The organism is Actinosynnema sp. NPDC050436, from assembly GCF_040655415.1.
Taxonomy (GTDB): Bacteria; Actinomycetota; Actinomycetes; order Mycobacteriales; family Pseudonocardiaceae; genus Actinosynnema.
Genome location: NZ_JBFAJV010000018.1, coordinates 122,981 through 138,817, shown reverse-complemented (window position 1 = coordinate 138,817; position 15,837 = coordinate 122,981). Strand labels below are relative to the sequence as shown.

Below are 15,837 nucleotides of genomic sequence, written 5' to 3'. Positions count from 1 at the left end.
GCAAGCACGCCCTTCGCTTGCACTACCCACTCAAGGGTGGTTGTCTCCGACCGGGCCACACGGGGATGACACGACGACCCGCACTTCCGTCATCCCTGGCGGCTCGCCCGTCCGGCGAGGACTCTTTCGCGCTTGCAGTTCATTAGCAACCCGAACGAACCGCCACTAGACTCGGTGGCATGGAGTTCCGACGCCTCGGCCGCAGCGGCCTGAACATCAGCGAGATCTCGTACGGCAACTGGCTCACCCACGGCTCGCAGGTCGAGGAGGACCAGGCCACCGCCTGCGTCCGCGCCGCGCTCGACGCCGGCATCACCACCTTCGACACCGCCGACGTGTACGCGAACACCAAGGCCGAGGCAGTCCTGGGCCGCGCCCTCAAGGACGAGCGCCGCGAGTCGCTCGAGATCTTCACCAAGGTCTTCTGGCCCACCGGCCCCGGCGGTCCCAACGACAAGGGGCTGGGCCGCAAGCACATCCACGAGTCGATCAACGGTTCGCTCAAGCGCCTCCAGACCGACTACGTCGACCTCTACCAGGCGCACCGCTACGACCGCACGGTGCCGCTGGAAGAGACCATGCAGGCGTTCGCGGACATCGTGCGCCAGGGCAAGGCCCTCTACATCGGCGTCTCGGAGTGGAACGCCGAGCAGATCGCCCGGGGTGCCGCGCTCGCCCGCGAGCTGAAGGTCCCGTTCGTCTCCAACCAGCCCCAGTACTCCATGCTGTGGCGGATCATCGAACCCCAGGTCGTCCCGACCTCGGAGCGCGAGGGCATCAGCCAGATCGTCTGGTCCCCGATCGCGCAGGGCGTGCTCACCGGCAAGTACCTGCCCGGTCAGCCCGTTCCGGCCGGCTCCCGCGCCACCGACGAGAACGGGTCGAAGTTCGTCGCGCGCTTCCTCAACGATGACGTGCTCACCCGCGTGCAGAACCTCAAGCCCATCGCCGAGGAGGCCGGTCTCTCGCTGGCCCAGCTCGCCGTCGCGTGGGTCCTGCAGAACCCGAACGTCGCCTCCGCGATCATCGGCGCGTCCCGCCCCGAGCAGGTGACCGAGAACGTCAAGGCCGCCGGCGTGAAGCTCGACCCCGAGCTGCTCAAGAAGATCGACGACGTCCTCGACGGCGTCGTCGAGACCGACCCCCGCCAGACCATCACCCCCTGACCAGGGAAAGGCCCCCGCCACCAGCGGGGGCCTTCCACCCCGCTCAACCGCTCCCGCTCAACCCACGCCCGCACTCACTCCACGGGCGACAACGACATCGGCCCGTACACCTCGGACTCGCTGCGCAGCAAGGTCACCTGCGACACCCCGGCCGCCGCCAATGCCTCCCACGAGGCGCTGAACCAGTCCTCTGCCTCGCCCTGGTCCGCGAACAGCTCAGCCGGCCCGTCCATCTCCCGGCCCTGCTCGTCCTGGTACCGCCAGCGGTACTCCACGACGGCCTCCCGCGCTCCCTCGATCATGCCGGGCCACGCCCGATCATGCCCGCCCGACGACGTCCGGCGGGTAACGTTCCCTGGTCAGGCCACGTTCGGCCTACTCGGATGCTAGGTCCTCCCAACCCGGATGGAGTGCGGTGTGACGCGTCGGACACTGGTCCTGGGCGGTGCGCGGTCGGGCAAGTCGGCCCACGCCGAAGGTCTCGTCGCCGACGACGTCGTCACCTACGTGGCGACCGCCCGCCGCTACCCCGACGACGCGGACTGGGAGCAGCGCATCGCCCGGCACGTGGCCCGCCGCCCGACCTCCTGGCACACCGTCGAGGCACCCGCGCCCGACGACCTGACCGCCCTGCTCACCGCCACCGCCGAGAGCGACCCGCCGATCCTGGTGGACGACCTGGCGACGTGGCTGGCCGGCGCGCTGGACGACGCGGGCGCGTGGGAGGGCCGGGGTGCCGACCAGGTCGAGCGGCAGTGCGGCGCGCTCGTGGACGCGGTGGCCCAGACCCGGGCCCGGCTGGTGCTGGTGTCGGCGGAGGTCGGGCTGGGCGTCGTGCCGGGCACGCGCTCTGGCAGGCTCTTCCGCGATCACCTCGGCTCGCTCAACGCGCGGCTGGCCGAGGTCTGCGACGAGGTGCTGCTGGTCGTCGCCGGAATCCCACTGCGACTGCGCGAAGCCGGAGGTAGTCGGTGACCATCGTGTTCCCGCCCGTCGACCCGCCGAACGAAGACGCCCGCCGGGAGGCCGTCGCCCGGCACGGCGTGCTGACGAAGCCCTCGGGCTCGCTGGGCAAGCTGGAGGAGCTGGGCGTCTGGGTGGCGGCGTGCCAGGGCACGTGCCCGCCGCGCCCGTTCACCCGGCCGCGCGTGGTCGTCTTCGCGGGCGACCACGGCGTGGCGCAGCACGGCGTGTCCGCCTACCCCAGCGAGGTCACCGGCCAGATGGTGGCCAACATCCTGACCGGTGGCGCGGCGGTGAACGTGCTGGCCACGGTCGCCGGCGCGACCGTCCGGGTGGTCGACGTGGCGGTCGACTCGGACACCCCGGTCGGCGACGGCAGGGTCCGCCGGGGCTCGGGTTCCATCGACCGCGAGGACGCGCTGACCCGCGAGGAGGCCGAACGAGCCGTCGAACTCGGCCGCAAGCTGGTGGACGACGAGGTCGACGGCGGCGCGGACCTGCTGATCGCCGGCGACATGGGCATCGGCAACACCACCCCGTCCGCCGTGCTGATCGCCGCGCTCACCGGCTCCGAGCCGGTGGCCGTGGTCGGCCGGGGCACGGGCGTGGACGACCGGGGCTGGATGCGCAAGACCGCCGCCATCCGGGACGCGCTGCGCCGCGCCCGCCCGGTGATCAACGACCCGGTGCAGCTCCTGGCCACCTCGGCGGGCGCGGACATCGCCGCCATGACCGGTTTCCTGGCGCAGGCCGCCGTCCGCCGCACCCCGGTGATCCTGGACGGCGTGGTGGTGGGCGCGGCGGCGATCGTCGCCGAGGAGCTCGCGCCGGGCGCCCGGGAGTGGTGGGTGGCCGGGCACCGGTCCGCCGAGCCCGCGCACGCCCTGGCGCTCAACCACCTCGGCCTGGAGCCGCTGCTCGACTTCGACCTGCGCCTGGGCGAGGGTTCCGGCGCGGTCGCCGCGCTCCCGCTGGTCGCCATGGCCACGAGGGTCCTCGCCGAGATGGCCACCTTCGACGGCGCGGGCGTGTCCGGGCCCGTCTGATGCGCCTGGCCCTGTCCTGGCTGACCGTGCTGCCCGTCCACGTCGCCGACGTGGACGCGCGGTCGGCCGGACGTGCCGTCCTGTGCTCACCGCTGGTCGGCACGCTGCTGGGCCTGGTCGCCGCAGCGGCGCTGCAGGGGCTCGCGGCCCTGCACGCCCCGCCGCTCCTGGCCGGCTTCCTCGTGGTCGGCGGGCTCGCACTGGCCACCCGGGGCATGCACCTGGACGGCCTGGCCGACACCGCCGACGGCCTGGGCTGCTACGGCCCGCCCGAACGCGCCCTGGAGGTCATGAAGCAGGGCGGCGCGGGCCCGTTCGGCGTGGTCGCCCTGATCGTCGTCCTGGGCGGTCAGGCCGCGACCCTCCCCGAGGTCCCCTGGCCCGCCGTGGTCCTGGCCCTCACCACCGGCCGTGCCGCATTCGTCCTGTGCTGCTCGAAGGGCGTCCCGGCGGCACGCCCGACCGGCCTCGGCGCGCTCGTGGCGGGCACCCAGTCCCGCCCGACCGCCCTCGCGTGGTGGCTGGTGCTCGCCGCGGCGGGCTACCTCGTGCACCCGTGGCACGGCCCGGTCGCCGTCGCGCTGGCCGCCGCCCTCGTCCTCCTGCTGATCCGGCACACCCGCCGCAGGTTCGGCGGCATCACCGGCGACGTCCTCGGCGCAGCGTGCGAAACGGCGAGCCTCACCGTGCTCGCCGTCTGCTCGCTCTCCTGATCCGGACCAGCCCCACCACCCGGGCCGGCCTCACCCCACGGCTGGACCAGCCTCACCGAGGGGCTGATCCAGCCTCACCCCACGGACATCAGCCCAACGGGGTCATCCAGCCGTGCGGGTCCTCGACCAACCCCTGCTGGATCGACGTCAGCCGCTCCCGCAGCCGCAGCGTCACCTCGCCGGTCGCCCCGCCCGACACGCTGAACTCGCCGCCCGCGTGCTTCACGTGCCCGACCGGCGTGATCACCGCCGCCGTGCCGCAGGCGAACACCTCGGTCAGCTCACCGGACTCGGCCTTCTTCTCCCACTCCTCGGTGGAGAACCGGCGCTCCTCGACCCCGTAGCCGAAGTCGGCGGCCAGCCGCAGCAGCGAGTCGCGGGTGATGCCGGGCAGCAGCGCGCCGGACAGCTCCGGCGTCACCACGCGCGCGTCGGCACCGGAGCCGAGGACGAAGAACAGGTTCATCCCGCCCATCTCCTCGACCCAGCGGCGCTCCACCGCGTCCAGCCAGACCACCTGGTCGCAGCCCTGCTCGGCGGCCTGGGCCTGCGCCACCAGCGACGCCGCGTAGTTGCCCGCGAACTTGGCCGCGCCGGTGCCGCCCGGCGACGCGCGCACGTACTCGGCGGACAGCCACACCGTCACCGGCTTGAGGCCACCGGAGAAGTACGAGCCGGCGGGCGAGGCGATGAGCACGTAGACGTACTCGGACGAGGGCCGCACGCCGAGGCCCTTCTCCGACGAGTACATGAACGGCCGCAGGTACAGCGACTCCTCGGCCGCCTCGGGCACCCACCGGCTGTCGACCGCGAGCAGCTCCCGGACCGACTCCAGGAACAGCTCGTCGGGCAGCTCGGGCATGGCGAGCCTCCGGGCGGACGCGCGGAAGCGCTCGGCGTTCGCCTCGGGGCGGAAGGACGCGATCGACCCGTCGGGCCGGCGGTACGCCTTGAGCCCTTCGAAGATCGCCTGGCCGTAGTGCAGCACCATTGCCGCCGGGTCCAGCTCCAGCGAGTGGTAGGGCTCGACTGCGGCGTCGTGCCAGCCCTGTTCGCGGTTCCAGCGGATCGTCACCATGTGGTCGGTGAAGTGCTGCCCGAAGCCCGGCTTGGCAAGTACCTCCGCGACCCGTTCCGGGGTCGCCGGCCGGGGGTTGGTGGTCCGGGAGAAAGGCAACGCGGTCGTCATGACAGCACACTAGCTCCCGTTGCGACTCCGGAAAATCGCCATCCCGACGCTCGGACGTGGAACTCCGGCCGGCAACCGCCACCACCGACCGGCGGCATCCGATATCCGAGGCCACCTCGGTTACCGGCGGCCTCGGATATCAATAGCCACCATTTCCACGCGGGTGATCACACAGGTGATCAAGCGGGCGATCACGGGAGTGCTCACGCGGGTGATCGCAACTCATCCCACGCGCTGCCTGATCCTCGCCAGGCCCAGCAACCCCGTGCCCACCACGACCCCCGCCACGGTGGTGATCAACGCGTCGGCCGGCGCGCTCATCGCCAGCAGGACCGACAGGCCCAACCCCAGGCACGCCGTGCGCATCGGCCACGTCCGGTCCTCCTGGAGCAGCACCCGCGCCGACGCGTTGGTGAACCCGTAGTAGAACGCCGTGCCGCACGCGCCGACCGCGAACGCCGTCGAGGTCGGCAGCCACAGGAACGCCGACGCGGCCAGCGCGACCGACACCACCTCCAGCGGCCACCGAGCCCGCACGTTCGGCAGGTCGCCGCTCTCCACCAACCCGACCAGCGTGCGCCGCGCGCCGCCGAGCACGAACACCAGCACCGACACCGACGCCACCACCGCACCCACGGTCACCACCGGCACCAGCGCGCGCCCGTCCGCCGCGACCAGCGCGTCCCTCAGCGGTGCCGGCGACAGCGCCAGCCGCGCCGGGCCGAGCTGGTGCAGCACCGCCGCGCCGACCGCCAGCAGCACCACCAGCACCGCCCCGACCAGCACCGGGATGGACACCTTCAGCACCCGGGCCGGGAAGACCCGGTCTCCGCGCGCCGGCGCGGTGACCCGCTCGAACCCGGTGAACGCCGCGAACATCAGCGCCGCCCCACCCATGATCCCGTCGAACCGGGCCGGTCCGACCGGGTCCGGCGGCGACGCGGGCGGCACCGAGAAGCAGACCAGGACCACCACCACCAGCACCGCGACGACGACCAGCACCGCCGCCCACGCGACGTACCCGGCCAGGTGGCGCCCGACCGCCGCCGTCACCACCAGCAGCCCGAGCCCGGCCACCACGCGGTCCGACGGGAAGGCGTAGGCGCCGAACGCCCCGGCCACCGCCGCCGCGAGCCCGGCGCGGCCGACCAGGTGCGCGCTCGCGCCGATCCGGGCGGGCCACGGCCCGAGCTGGTTGTGGATGTAGGCGTAGCCGCCGGCCGCGTCCGGGTAGGCCCGGTGCTGGTCCGCGGTCGAGTACGCGCAGCACAGCGCGGTGAGCGCGGCCAGGGCGACGGCGGGGAGGAACCAGGGGCCCGCGACGGCGGCGGCGGGGGCGGATCCGACCAGGATTCCGGCACCGAGGGTTGCGCCGAGGGCGAGCACCACGGCCCCGGCACGGGGCGTGACAGTCACCGCTACACGGTCCCACACGGACCGGTCACCGACTAACGGCCGGCCGATCGACCCACGATCGTGTTAATTGTTACTCCGCGCTGTCGAAGGTGCGGCGGTCCGGTCTGTGAACAAGACCTTTAGCATTCTTCACGATCCACCCACGTTCCCGCCGCACGACCAGGAAGTGCCGGGAGGACCCCGTCAAGGAGCCGCAGTGACCGCCCCCAAATTGGCCATCACCGACAGTGACCTGACCACCACGGCCGTCGACGCGGTGGTGGTGGGCACCGTCCAGGGACCGGACGGGCTCGCCCTCGCGGGTGCCGCCGAGGCGGTGAACCAGGGGTTCGACGGCGGGCTGCTGGACGTCCTCGCCACCCTGGGCGCCACCGGCAAGGCCGAGGAGATCGTCACCGTCCCCACGTTCGGCAAGCTCGCCGCGCCCCTCGTGGTCGCCGTGGGCCTGGGCAAGCCGACCGGTGACGGCGTGAGCGAGGAGCAGGTGCGCCGCGCGTCGGGTGCCGCCGCCCGCGCCCTGACCGGCAAGAAGCGCGCCACGTCCACGCTGTCCGCGATCCACCTCGGCGCGGCCGTCGAGGGCACGCTGCTCGGCGCGTACCAGTTCACCGCCTACAAGTCGTCGGCCGGCGAGGCCCCGGTGGCCCGCGTCGACCTGGTCGCGCCCGCCGGGGGCACGGTCAAGGCGCACCGCGCGGCGGTGAAGGCGTCGACCGCGATCGCGGAGGCCGTCGCCGCCACCCGCGACCTGATCAACACCCCGCCGAACGACCTGTTCCCGGCGTCCTTCGCGGAGCGGGCGACCGCGCTGGCCAAGGGCATCGACGGGCTGGAGGTCGAGGTGCTCGACGAGAAGGCGCTGCGCAAGCAGGGCTTCGGCGGCATCCTCGGCGTCGGCGTCGGCTCCTCGCGCCCGCCGCGCCTGGTCCGGGTGACCTACCGGGGCCCGAAGGCGGGCAAGAAGGTCGCCCTGGTCGGCAAGGGCATCACCTTCGACACCGGCGGCATCTCCATCAAGCCGGCCGCCGGCATGGACGAGATGACCTCGGACATGAGCGGCGCGGCGGCGGTCGTGGCGACCGTCGTGCTGGCGGCCAAGCTGAAGTACCCGCTGGAGGTCACCGCGTGGGCCCCGCTGGCGGAGAACATGCCGTCCGGCACCGCCTACCGGCCCGGTGACGTGCTCACCATGTACGGCGGCAAGACCGTCGAGGTGCTCAACACCGACGCCGAGGGCCGCCTGGTGCTGTCCGACGCGATCGCGCGGGCGTGCGAGGACAACCCGGACTACCTGATCGAGACCTCCACGCTGACCGGCGCGCAGGTCGTGTCGCTGGGCAAGCGGACGGCCGGCGTGATGGGCTCCGACGAGTTCCGCGACCGGGTCGCCGCGCTCGGCCGCGCGGTGGGCGAGAACGCCTGGGCCATGCCGCTGCCCGAGGAACTGCGGGGCGACCTGGACTCGCGGGTCGCGGACCTGGCGAACGTCGCCGGGCACCGGTTCGGCGGGATGCTCGTGGCGGGGATCTTCCTGCGCGAGTTCGTGGCCGACGGCGTGCCGTGGGCCCACGTCGACATCGCCGGCCCGTCGTTCCACTCCGGTGCGCCCCACGGGTACACCACCAAGGGCGGTACCGGCGTGCCGGTCCGCACGCTGGCCGCCGTGCTGGCGGACATCGCGGCGAACGGCTGACCAGAGCCGTCGCGAACCACGAAGGGGCCCCCGCCGCGGGCCCCTTCGTGGTCTCCGCACCCGACCAGCACCCGTCCCGCGCCCGACCACGCGGTCGCGCGACCGCCCCCGACCGCGCGACCGCCCCGCCGGTCGCTCAGTACCCGACCGCGATGGCCTGGCCCGCCGTCGCCGGGTTCTCGGCGCAGGCCACGATCAGGTCCGCCAGGTCGGCGCGCGAGATGGTGTCGCCCCGGCGCAGGTTCTTGTCCACCGCCGTGCGGTACCTGCCGGTGTGCGGGCCGTCGGTCAGCCGGGGCGGCCGGACGATCGTCCACTCCAGACCGCTCGCCCGGATCACCCGCTCCATCTCGGCCATGTCCTCCCACGGGCCCTTCAGGACGCGCCGCAGGATGGGTTTGACCAGGTAGCGGCTCGGCAGCGTGTCCTGGTCGTCCACCACCATGCCGCTGTTGCTGACCACGACCAGCCGGCGCACGCCCCGCGCGCCCATCGCCGCCACGATGTTCTCCGCGCTGTCGGTCTGCACGGTGGTCGGCCCGCGCCCCCGCGACCCGATCGCCGAGACGACCACGTCCGCGCCGGCGATCACCGACCCGATCGACTCGACGTCGCCGACGTCGGCGACCGCGTCCTTCCCGTTCGGCCTGCGCACGACGGCCGTGACGTCGTGCCCGGCGGCCCGCGCGCGGGTCACGACCTGGATTCCGGTGCCGCCGCTCGACCCGAAGACGGTGATCTTCACGGGTTCCCCCCTGTGTGGTTGGTGAGCACTCACTAACCACTAGGATTACCACATGAGCACACGCGACCGCATCCTTGACGCCGCAGCCCACGTCATGCGGACCAAGGGTCTCGCGCGGGCGACGACCAAGGAGATCGCCAAGGCGGCGGAGCTGTCCGAAGCAGCGCTGTACAAGCATTTCCAGGACAAGACCGGGATGTTCCTCGCCGTGCTCAGGGAACGCGTGCCCAGCGACCTCGGCGCGCTCGTGGCCGGCCTGCGCGCGGGTGAGGGAGAAGTCCGGGAGAACCTCGAAGCGGTCGCCCGCACCGCGATCGGCTTCTACTCGGAAACGTTCCCGATCGCCGCGTCGGTGTTCTCCGAACCCACCCTGCTGGCCGCGCACAGCGAACTGCTCCGGCAGCGCGGCGCGGGACCGCACGCGGAGGTCGAGGCCCTGGCCCGGTACCTCGCCGGAGAGCAGCGGATCGGCAGGCTGGCGGCGTCGGCCGACCCGTGCGCGACCGCCGGCATGTTGCTCGGCGCGTGCCACTACCACGTGTTCCTGGGGTTCTTCACCGAATGGCCGGCCGACCCGCGCGCGATCGTTTCCGCGCTGTGGACCGGCCTGAACTGAAATCTCCCCACGCCCGATCCTCAAGACCCGCTAGGCGTGGAATTCCCAGCGCAACGACGACCCTTCCTGCGAACCAGGTGGTCAGCCGTTCTGGTTCTTGCGGCGGGAGTACTCACGCATCCGCTTCGGGTAGCCCACGATGCCCGCGTCGTAGATCGGGATGCCCAGTTTCTTCGCCAGCTTCTTCGCGCCGTCGACGCCGTCGATGCGCCGCCGGGTCCACTCGCCGTCGTGCGCGACCAGCACCACCGTGGTTTCCGTCACGGTGGTCTTGGGCTCGACGTACGCCTCGACCCCGCGTCGTTCCGCCGCCCACTTCTCCAGGTGGCCGGTGTCCGTGGACGTCGACGTCCGCAGCACTCCCGGGCGCTGCTTCCTGCGAAAACGGTCGAACAGGCCCACCGGGCCACCTCCTGGTGCGACTCGTGCGGACCATGGTGCCGGCGTCGGTGTGAAGGTGTGGGCAAATCCTCCCAAGAGGACACCGCGTCGCCGCCTCCCGCGAAGTAGTGACAAGATGGCAAGCACCCGCGCGCACCCGCGCGATGTAAGGCACCAAGCTCTCCAGGGAGATCCCGTGACCGACACCTCCGCCGACCTTGTGATCCTCGGTGGCGGCTCGGGCGGCTACGCCTGCGCGTTCCGCGCGGCCGAGCTCGGCCTGTCCGTCGTCCTGGTCGAGAAGGACAAGCTGGGTGGCACCTGCCTGCACCGCGGCTGCATCCCGACCAAGGCGCTGCTGCACGCGGCGGAGGTCGCGGACAACGCCCGCGAAGGCGACCAGTTCGGCGTGAAGTCCTCCCTGGAGGGCATCGACATGGCCGGCGTGAACTCCTACAAGGACGGTGTGGTCAGCCGCCTCTACAAGGGCTTGCAGGGCCTGGCGAAGGCGAACAAGGTCACCCTCGTGGAGGGCGCGGGCACGTTCGTCGGCCCGAACACCGTCGAGGTGAACGGCGACCGGTACACCGGCAAGAACGTCGTGCTGGCCACCGGCTCCTACGCGCGCAGCCTGCCCGGCCTGGAGATCGGCGGCCGGATCATCACCAGCGACCAGGCGCTGAACCTGGACCACGTGCCGGACAAGGTCGTGGTGCTCGGCGGCGGCGTGATCGGCGTGGAGTTCGCCAGCGTGTGGTCCTCGTTCGGCGCGGACGTGACCATCGTGGAGGCGCTGCCCCGCCTGGTCCCCGCCGAGGACGAGTACGCGTCCAAGCAGTTGGAGCGCGCGTTCCGCCGGCGCGGCATCAAGTTCAAGACCGGCGTCAAGTTCACCGGCGCGACCCAGACCGACTCGGGCGTCTCGGTGACCCTGGAGTCCGGCGACGTGCTGGAGGCCGACCTGCTGCTGGTCGCCGTCGGCCGGGGCCCGAACACGGCGGGCCACGGCTACGAGGAGGCCGGCGTCGCGATCGAGCGCGGCTTCGTGATCACCGACGAGCGGCTGCGCACCTCGCTGCCGAACGTGTTCGCCGTCGGCGACATCGTGCCCGGCCTCCAGCTCGCGCACCGGGGGTTCCAGCAGGGCATCTTCGTCGCGGAGGAGATCGCCGGGCAGAACCCGAAGGTGATCGACGAGGCGGGCATCCCCCGGGTCACCTACTGCAAGCCCGAGGTCGCCTCGGTGGGCCTCTCCGAAGCCTCGGCCAAGGAGAAGTACGGTTCGGTGGAGACGTTCGTCTACGACCTCGCCGGCAACGGCAAGTCGCAGATCCTCAAGACCGCCGGCGGCGTGAAGCTGGTCAAGGCGCCCGACGGCCCGGTGGTCGGCATCACCCTGGTCGGCGAGCGGGTCGGCGAGCTGATCGGCGAGGCCCAGCTCATCTACAGCTGGGAGGCCCACCCCGAGGACGTGGCCCCGCTCATCCACGCCCACCCGACCCAGACAGAAGCCCTCGGCGAGGCGTTCCTCGCCCTGGCCGGCAAGCCGCTGCACGTGCACGGCTGACCGTCGCACCCCAGTCAGCCGATCCCCGACCCACGCACGAGGAGTCAGCGAACGATGGCCTTCTCCGTCCAAATGCCCGCACTCGGCGAAAGCGTCACCGAGGGCACGGTCACCCGCTGGTTGAAGCAGGAGGGTGACCGCGTCGAGGTCGACGAGCCGTTGCTGGAGGTGTCCACCGACAAGGTCGACACCGAGATCCCGTCCCCGGCGGCGGGCGTCCTGCAGAAGATCGTCGCCCAGGAGGACGAGACCGTCGAGGTCGGCGCGGAGCTCGCCGTCATCGGCGACGGCGACTCGGCCCCCGCGCAGGAGTCCGACCCGGAGCCCGCGCAGCAGTCCGCGCCGGAACCGCAGGCCGACCCGGAGCCCGAGGCACCCGCCGAGCAGTCCGCCCCGGCCGAGGAGTCCGAGCAGGCCGCGCCGCAGCAGTCCGGCGGTTCCGCCGAGGGCACCCCGGTGACCATGCCGGCCCTCGGCGAGAGCGTCACCGAGGGCACCGTCACCCGCTGGCTCAAGCAGGTCGGCGACTCGGTCGAGGTCGACGAGCCGCTGCTGGAGGTGTCCACCGACAAGGTCGACACCGAGATCCCGTCCCCGGTCGCCGGCACCCTGCTGGAGATCACCGCCGGCGAGGACGAGACCGTGGAGGTCGGCGGTCAGCTCGCCGTCGTCGGCTCGGGCTCGCCCGCGCCGGCCGCCGCCCCGGCCCCGAAGCCCGCGCCCGCCGAGGAGGCCCCGAAGCCCGCCCCGGCCCAGGAGGCGCCGAAGCCCGCGCAGGAAGCGCCGAAGCAGGAGCAGCAGGCACCGGCCCAGGCGCCGGCGCCGAAGCCGGCCCCGCAGGAGCAGGAGCGGCAGGGCCAGCACGCGAAGGCCGAGCCCGCGTCGTCCGACGACGCCAACGGCGCCCCGTACGTGACGCCGCTGGTGCGCAAGCTGGCCTCGGAGAACGGCATCGACCTCGGTTCCCTCAAGGGCACCGGCGTCGGCGGTCGCATCCGCAAGCAGGACGTGCTGGCCGCCGTCGAGGCCGCCAAGGCCCCGGCTCCCGCGCCGGCCGCCCCGTCGGCCCCCTCCGCCCCGGCGCAGCGGGTCGCGGCCACGCCCGCCCCGGACTCCAGCGGCAAGCGCGGCACCGTGCAGAAGCTGCCCCGCCTGCGGCAGATCGTGGCGCAGCGCACCCGCGAGTCGTTGCAGGTGTCGGCGCAGCTCACCCAGGTGTTCGAGGTGGACGTCACCAAGATCGCCCGGCTGCGCAACCGCGCGAAGGCGGCGTTCGAGCAGCGCGAGGGCACCAAGCTCACGTTCCTGCCGTTCTTCGCCAAGGCCGCCGTCGAGGCGCTCAAGCAGCACCCGGTGCTCAACGCGTCCATCGACGAGGAGAAGAAGGAGGTCGTCTACCACGGTGCCGAGCACCTGGGCATCGCGATCGACACCGAGCGCGGCCTGCTCAACGCGGTGATCGCCAACGCGGGCGACCTGAACCTGGCCGGCCTGTCGCACAAGATCGGCGACCTGGCGGCGCGGGCGCGCTCGAACAAGCTGACCCCGGACGAGCTGACCGGCGGCACGTTCTCGCTGACCAACCTGGGCAGCAACGGCGCGCTGTTCGACACCCCGATCATCCAGCAGCCGCAGGTCGGCATCCTGGGCGTCGGCGTGGTGAAGAAGCGCGCCGTGGTGATCACCGACGAGAACGGCGACGACACCATCGCCATCCGCTCGATGGCCTACCTGGCCCTCACCTACGACCACCGCCTGGTGGACGGCGCGGACGCGGGCCGGTTCCTCACCACCGTCAAGAACCGCCTCGAAGAGGGCGCGTTCGAGGCCGACCTCGGCCTCTGACCCACCTCGCCGGAGCCGCCCCGCGCCACGCGCGCGGGGCGGCTCCGGCCGTTCCGCACCCGGTGCGCCGGGCAGCCCCCGCCGTCCGGCACCACCCTCCCGAGGACGGCTCCCCGCCGTTCGGCGGAGCCCGCCCGAAGCGGTCCGAACCCGGTGGCACGCGCGACACCGGACCCGTTGTGCACCGCGCGGGCCGCTGCGAGACGATCAACCCATGCGGGTAGTGGTCGCGGGTTCGTCCGGGTTCATCGGCACCAGTCTGGTAGCCGCGCTGCGCGGCGCGGGGCACGAGGTCGTCCGCCTGGTCCGCCGCAGGCCGACCGCGCCCGACGAGCGCGGCTGGGACCCGCCCGCCGGGCTGCTGGACCCCGGCGCGCTGGACGGCGCGGACGCCGTGGTCAACCTGTGCGGGGCGGGGGTGGCGGACAAGCGCTGGGACCACGCCCGCAAGCAGGTGCTGCTGGACAGCCGGACCGTGCCCACCGAGGTGCTGGCGGCGGCGGTGGCCGAGCACGGCGTGCCGACCCTGGTGAACGCGAGCGCGGTCGGCTACTACGGCGACACCGGTGACGCGGTGGTGGACGAGTCCACGCCGTCCGGCACGGGCTTCCTGGCCGACATGTGCCGGCAGTGGGAGGCGGCGACCGGTGCGGCGGCGTCCCAGCGCGTGGTGCGGTTGCGCACCGGCCTGGTGATCAGCCCGTCGGGCGGCCTGTTCGGCCGGGTCAAGCCGCTGTTCCAGTTCTTCCTGGGCGGGCGGCTGGGCGACGGCCGGCAGTACATGCCGTGGATCTCGCTGGACGACGTGGTCGCGGCCATCCGGTTCGTCCTGGAGCACGACACCGTGGAGGGCCCGGTGAACCTGACCGCGCCCAGCCCGGTGACCAACGCCGAGTTCACCCGCACGGTCGGCCACGCGCTGCACCGGCCGACGCCGTGGGTGGTGCCCGGGTTCGCGCTCAAGGCGGTGCTCGGCGAGATCGCCGAGGAGGGCGTCCTCGCGGGTCAGCGGGCGGTGCCCAAGGCGTTGGAGCGCAACGGCTTCCACTTCCTGCACCCGGCGCTGGGCGCGGCGGTGGCGGCGGCCGTCGCCGGATGACCGGCGGTTCCCGGGCGGTGCCGGCGGTGCTGGGCGCGCTGCTGGTCCTGGCGTCCGTCGCGCTCGGGATCGCGGTGCGCGGGACCCCGCCGGGGCCGGACGTCGCCCTGCGCGACCGGGCCCGGGGCCTGGGGCCGGGGTTCGTGCAGGCGGCCGAACTGGTCAGCTTCGTGCTCAGCCCCGGCCTGGCGGTGATCGCGGTGGTGTCGCTGGGGCTGCGGGCGGTCCTGGCCCGCGAGGTGCTGGTGCTCAAGGCCGCGCTGCTGCTCGGTGTCTCGTGGTGCACGATCCTGGCCCGGTTCGGCTACGACCGGGTCCGGCCGGTCGTGTTCGACCTGCCGTCCTACCCGAGCGGGCACGTGACGGCGGTGACCTCGGTGGCGTTCACCGGGGTCGTGCTGTGCGCGCACCTCGCCCGCCGCCACCTGCGCACGGCCGTCGTGCTGGCGGTCGCCGCGGTGGCCCTGTGCGCGGCCGGCCGGGTGGTGCTGACGGTGCACTGGCTCACCGACACGGTCGGCGCGGCGCTCGCCACGACCGGCGTCGGGCTGCTCGCGGCCCTGGCCCTGCGGCTGCTGCCCGCAGGCGTAGGGTCGAGGGGTGAGCAGTCCTGACCTCTCCTGCCGCACCTCGACGGACCCGGTCGACGTGCGCGAGCTGGGCACCATCGACTACCTGGCCGCCTGGGACCTGCAACGCGAGCTGAACGACGCCCGCGCGGACGGCGACATCGGCGACACGATGCTGTTGCTGGAGCACCCTCCGATCTACACCTGCGGCCGGCGCACCGAGGACGAGGAGCGCCCCCGGGGCGGCGACGTCCCGGTCATCGACGTCGACCGGGGCGGCAAGATCACCTGGCACGGACCGGGCCAGCTCGTGGGCTACCCGATCGTCGCGCTGGCGGAGCCGATGGACGTGGTGCAGTACGTGCGCCGCCTGGAGCAGGCGCTGATCCACGTGTGCGACCAGTTCGGCGTGCGCACCGGCCGGGTCGAGGGCCGCAGCGGCGTGTGGATCGCGGCGGACGACCGGGGCCCGGAGCGCAAGATCGCGGCGATCGGCATCCGGGTGCAGCGGGGCGTGACCATGCACGGCTTCGAGATCAACTGCGACGCCGACCTGGCCGGGTTCGGCGCGATCATCCCGTGCGGCATCCGGGACGCGGGCGTGGCGTCGCTCTCGCGGGAGCTGGACCGCACCGTCACGGTCGCCGAGGTGCTGCCGGTGGCCCGGCAGGCGGTGCTCGACGCGCTCGACGGCGACCTGCCGTTGACCGAGCGCACGCTCATCCGTGAACAACCGGTGGCCGCCGGCGTCACGTTCGCGGTGCAGACCCCCTGACAACACCGAGATCTCCCCTCTAGCATTCCGGAATTACGGACTACCAGAGGGGAG

Annotated in this window: 16 protein-coding genes; 11 read left to right on the top strand and 5 right to left on the bottom strand. The window is 72.9% G+C overall.

Going from position 1 to position 15,837, the window contains the following annotated elements:
* The first annotated feature begins 179 nt into the window (after positions 1-179).
* Positions 180-1,166, top strand: a complete 987-nt coding sequence (locus AB0I60_RS32575; protein ID WP_360736704.1) for an aldo/keto reductase family protein — start codon at positions 180-182, stop codon at positions 1,164-1,166.
* A gap of 74 nt (positions 1,167-1,240) precedes the next feature.
* On the opposite strand, the gene AB0I60_RS32570 is transcribed toward AB0I60_RS32575, so the two are convergent.
* Positions 1,241-1,468 carry a hypothetical protein gene (locus AB0I60_RS32570; protein WP_360736701.1) on the bottom strand — a complete coding sequence of 76 codons (228 nt, stop codon included), beginning with the start codon at positions 1,466-1,468 and terminating at the stop codon, positions 1,241-1,243.
* 115 nt (positions 1,469-1,583) lie between these two features.
* On the opposite strand from AB0I60_RS32570, the gene cobU reads away from it, so the two are divergent.
* Genes cobU through cobS form a run of 3 tightly spaced genes read left to right on the top strand, consistent with a single transcriptional unit; the run spans position 1,584 to position 3,888 of the window.
* The gene (gene cobU / locus AB0I60_RS32565; RefSeq protein WP_360736699.1) at positions 1,584-2,141 is read left to right on the top strand and encodes a bifunctional adenosylcobinamide kinase/adenosylcobinamide-phosphate guanylyltransferase; all 558 of its coding nucleotides are present in this window, start codon (positions 1,584-1,586) and stop codon (positions 2,139-2,141) included.
* Entirely contained in the window at positions 2,138-3,175 is a 1,038-nt protein-coding gene (gene cobT / locus AB0I60_RS32560; protein ID WP_360736696.1) for a nicotinate-nucleotide--dimethylbenzimidazole phosphoribosyltransferase, read from the top strand. Before cobU ends, cobT begins: the two co-directional genes overlap by 4 nt.
* Positions 3,175-3,888, top strand: a complete 714-nt coding sequence (gene cobS / locus AB0I60_RS32555) for an adenosylcobinamide-GDP ribazoletransferase (protein WP_360736694.1) — start codon at positions 3,175-3,177, stop codon at positions 3,886-3,888. Before cobT ends, cobS begins: the two co-directional genes overlap by 1 nt.
* A gap of 88 nt (positions 3,889-3,976) precedes the next feature.
* Here cobS and AB0I60_RS32550 read toward each other — a convergent pair whose 3' ends face one another.
* Together AB0I60_RS32550 and AB0I60_RS32545 are read right to left on the bottom strand one after the other, a co-directional pair.
* Positions 3,977-5,077 carry a branched-chain amino acid aminotransferase gene (locus tag AB0I60_RS32550; RefSeq protein WP_360736692.1) on the bottom strand — a complete coding sequence of 367 codons (1,101 nt, stop codon included), beginning with the start codon at positions 5,075-5,077 and terminating at the stop codon, positions 3,977-3,979.
* 222 nt (positions 5,078-5,299) lie between these two features.
* Positions 5,300-6,493: an amino acid permease gene (locus AB0I60_RS32545; protein WP_360736690.1), complete on the bottom strand. Its 1,194-nt coding sequence runs from the start codon at positions 6,491-6,493 to the stop codon at positions 5,300-5,302.
* Positions 6,494-6,689: 196 nt separating this feature from the next.
* Here AB0I60_RS32545 and AB0I60_RS32540 point away from each other — a divergent pair, with 196 nt between their 5' ends.
* Positions 6,690-8,186: a leucyl aminopeptidase gene (locus AB0I60_RS32540; RefSeq protein WP_360736687.1), complete on the top strand. Its 1,497-nt coding sequence runs from the start codon at positions 6,690-6,692 to the stop codon at positions 8,184-8,186.
* 136 nt (positions 8,187-8,322) lie between these two features.
* On the opposite strand, the gene AB0I60_RS32535 is transcribed toward AB0I60_RS32540, so the two are convergent.
* A complete protein-coding gene (locus AB0I60_RS32535; RefSeq protein ID WP_360736685.1) occupies positions 8,323-8,931 on the bottom strand; it encodes an NAD(P)H-binding protein in 609 nt (202 codons plus the stop codon).
* Between the two features lie 52 nt (positions 8,932-8,983).
* Between AB0I60_RS32535 and AB0I60_RS32530 the strand changes: the two genes are divergently transcribed.
* Positions 8,984-9,547, top strand: a complete 564-nt coding sequence (locus tag AB0I60_RS32530) for a TetR/AcrR family transcriptional regulator (RefSeq protein WP_360736683.1) — start codon at positions 8,984-8,986, stop codon at positions 9,545-9,547.
* 81 nt (positions 9,548-9,628) lie between these two features.
* Here AB0I60_RS32530 and AB0I60_RS32525 read toward each other — a convergent pair whose 3' ends face one another.
* Positions 9,629-9,949 carry an oxidoreductase gene (locus AB0I60_RS32525; protein WP_360736680.1) on the bottom strand — a complete coding sequence of 107 codons (321 nt, stop codon included), beginning with the start codon at positions 9,947-9,949 and terminating at the stop codon, positions 9,629-9,631.
* Positions 9,950-10,124: 175 nt separating this feature from the next.
* Here AB0I60_RS32525 and lpdA point away from each other — a divergent pair, with 175 nt between their 5' ends.
* The 5 genes from lpdA (at position 10,125) to lipB (ending at position 15,783) form a co-directional block, all read left to right on the top strand.
* The gene (gene lpdA, locus AB0I60_RS32520) at positions 10,125-11,495 is read left to right on the top strand and encodes a dihydrolipoyl dehydrogenase (RefSeq protein ID WP_360736678.1); all 1,371 of its coding nucleotides are present in this window, start codon (positions 10,125-10,127) and stop codon (positions 11,493-11,495) included.
* A gap of 54 nt (positions 11,496-11,549) precedes the next feature.
* On the top strand, positions 11,550-13,340 hold the full coding sequence (gene sucB / locus AB0I60_RS32515; RefSeq protein ID WP_360736676.1) for a 2-oxoglutarate dehydrogenase, E2 component, dihydrolipoamide succinyltransferase: 1,791 nt from the start codon (positions 11,550-11,552) through the stop codon (positions 13,338-13,340).
* A gap of 214 nt (positions 13,341-13,554) precedes the next feature.
* A complete protein-coding gene (locus AB0I60_RS32510) occupies positions 13,555-14,439 on the top strand; it encodes a TIGR01777 family oxidoreductase (protein WP_360736673.1) in 885 nt (294 codons plus the stop codon).
* Positions 14,436-15,053 (top strand): phosphatase PAP2 family protein, encoded by a 618-nt coding sequence (locus AB0I60_RS32505; protein ID WP_360736671.1) that lies wholly within the window; start codon positions 14,436-14,438, stop codon positions 15,051-15,053. The genes AB0I60_RS32510 and AB0I60_RS32505 overlap by 4 nt, the downstream gene beginning before the upstream one ends.
* Complete coding sequence (lipB, locus tag AB0I60_RS32500) at positions 15,040-15,783, top strand: lipoyl(octanoyl) transferase LipB (protein ID WP_360736668.1); 744 nt, start codon at positions 15,040-15,042, stop codon at positions 15,781-15,783. The genes AB0I60_RS32505 and lipB overlap by 14 nt, the downstream gene beginning before the upstream one ends.
* Positions 15,784-15,837 lie beyond the last annotated feature (54 nt).

What these genes read in the sequence shown, in the direction of transcription:
- AB0I60_RS32550 (WP_360736692.1), bottom strand. Translation starts at nt 5,077, where the DNA reads ATGACGACCGCGTTGCCTTTCTCCCGGACCACCAACCCCCGGCCGGCG.
- cobS (WP_360736694.1), top strand. Translation starts at nt 3,175, where the DNA reads ATGCGCCTGGCCCTGTCCTGGCTGACCGTGCTGCCCGTCCACGTCGCC.
- AB0I60_RS32575 (WP_360736704.1), top strand. Translation starts at nt 180, where the DNA reads ATGGAGTTCCGACGCCTCGGCCGCAGCGGCCTGAACATCAGCGAGATC.
- AB0I60_RS32530 (WP_360736683.1), top strand. Translation starts at nt 8,984, where the DNA reads ATGAGCACACGCGACCGCATCCTTGACGCCGCAGCCCACGTCATGCGG.
- sucB (WP_360736676.1), top strand. Translation starts at nt 11,550, where the DNA reads ATGGCCTTCTCCGTCCAAATGCCCGCACTCGGCGAAAGCGTCACCGAG.
- AB0I60_RS32510 (WP_360736673.1), top strand. Translation starts at nt 13,555, where the DNA reads ATGCGGGTAGTGGTCGCGGGTTCGTCCGGGTTCATCGGCACCAGTCTG.
- AB0I60_RS32505 (WP_360736671.1), top strand. Translation starts at nt 14,436, where the DNA reads ATGACCGGCGGTTCCCGGGCGGTGCCGGCGGTGCTGGGCGCGCTGCTG.
- AB0I60_RS32570 (WP_360736701.1), bottom strand. Translation starts at nt 1,468, where the DNA reads ATGATCGAGGGAGCGCGGGAGGCCGTCGTGGAGTACCGCTGGCGGTAC.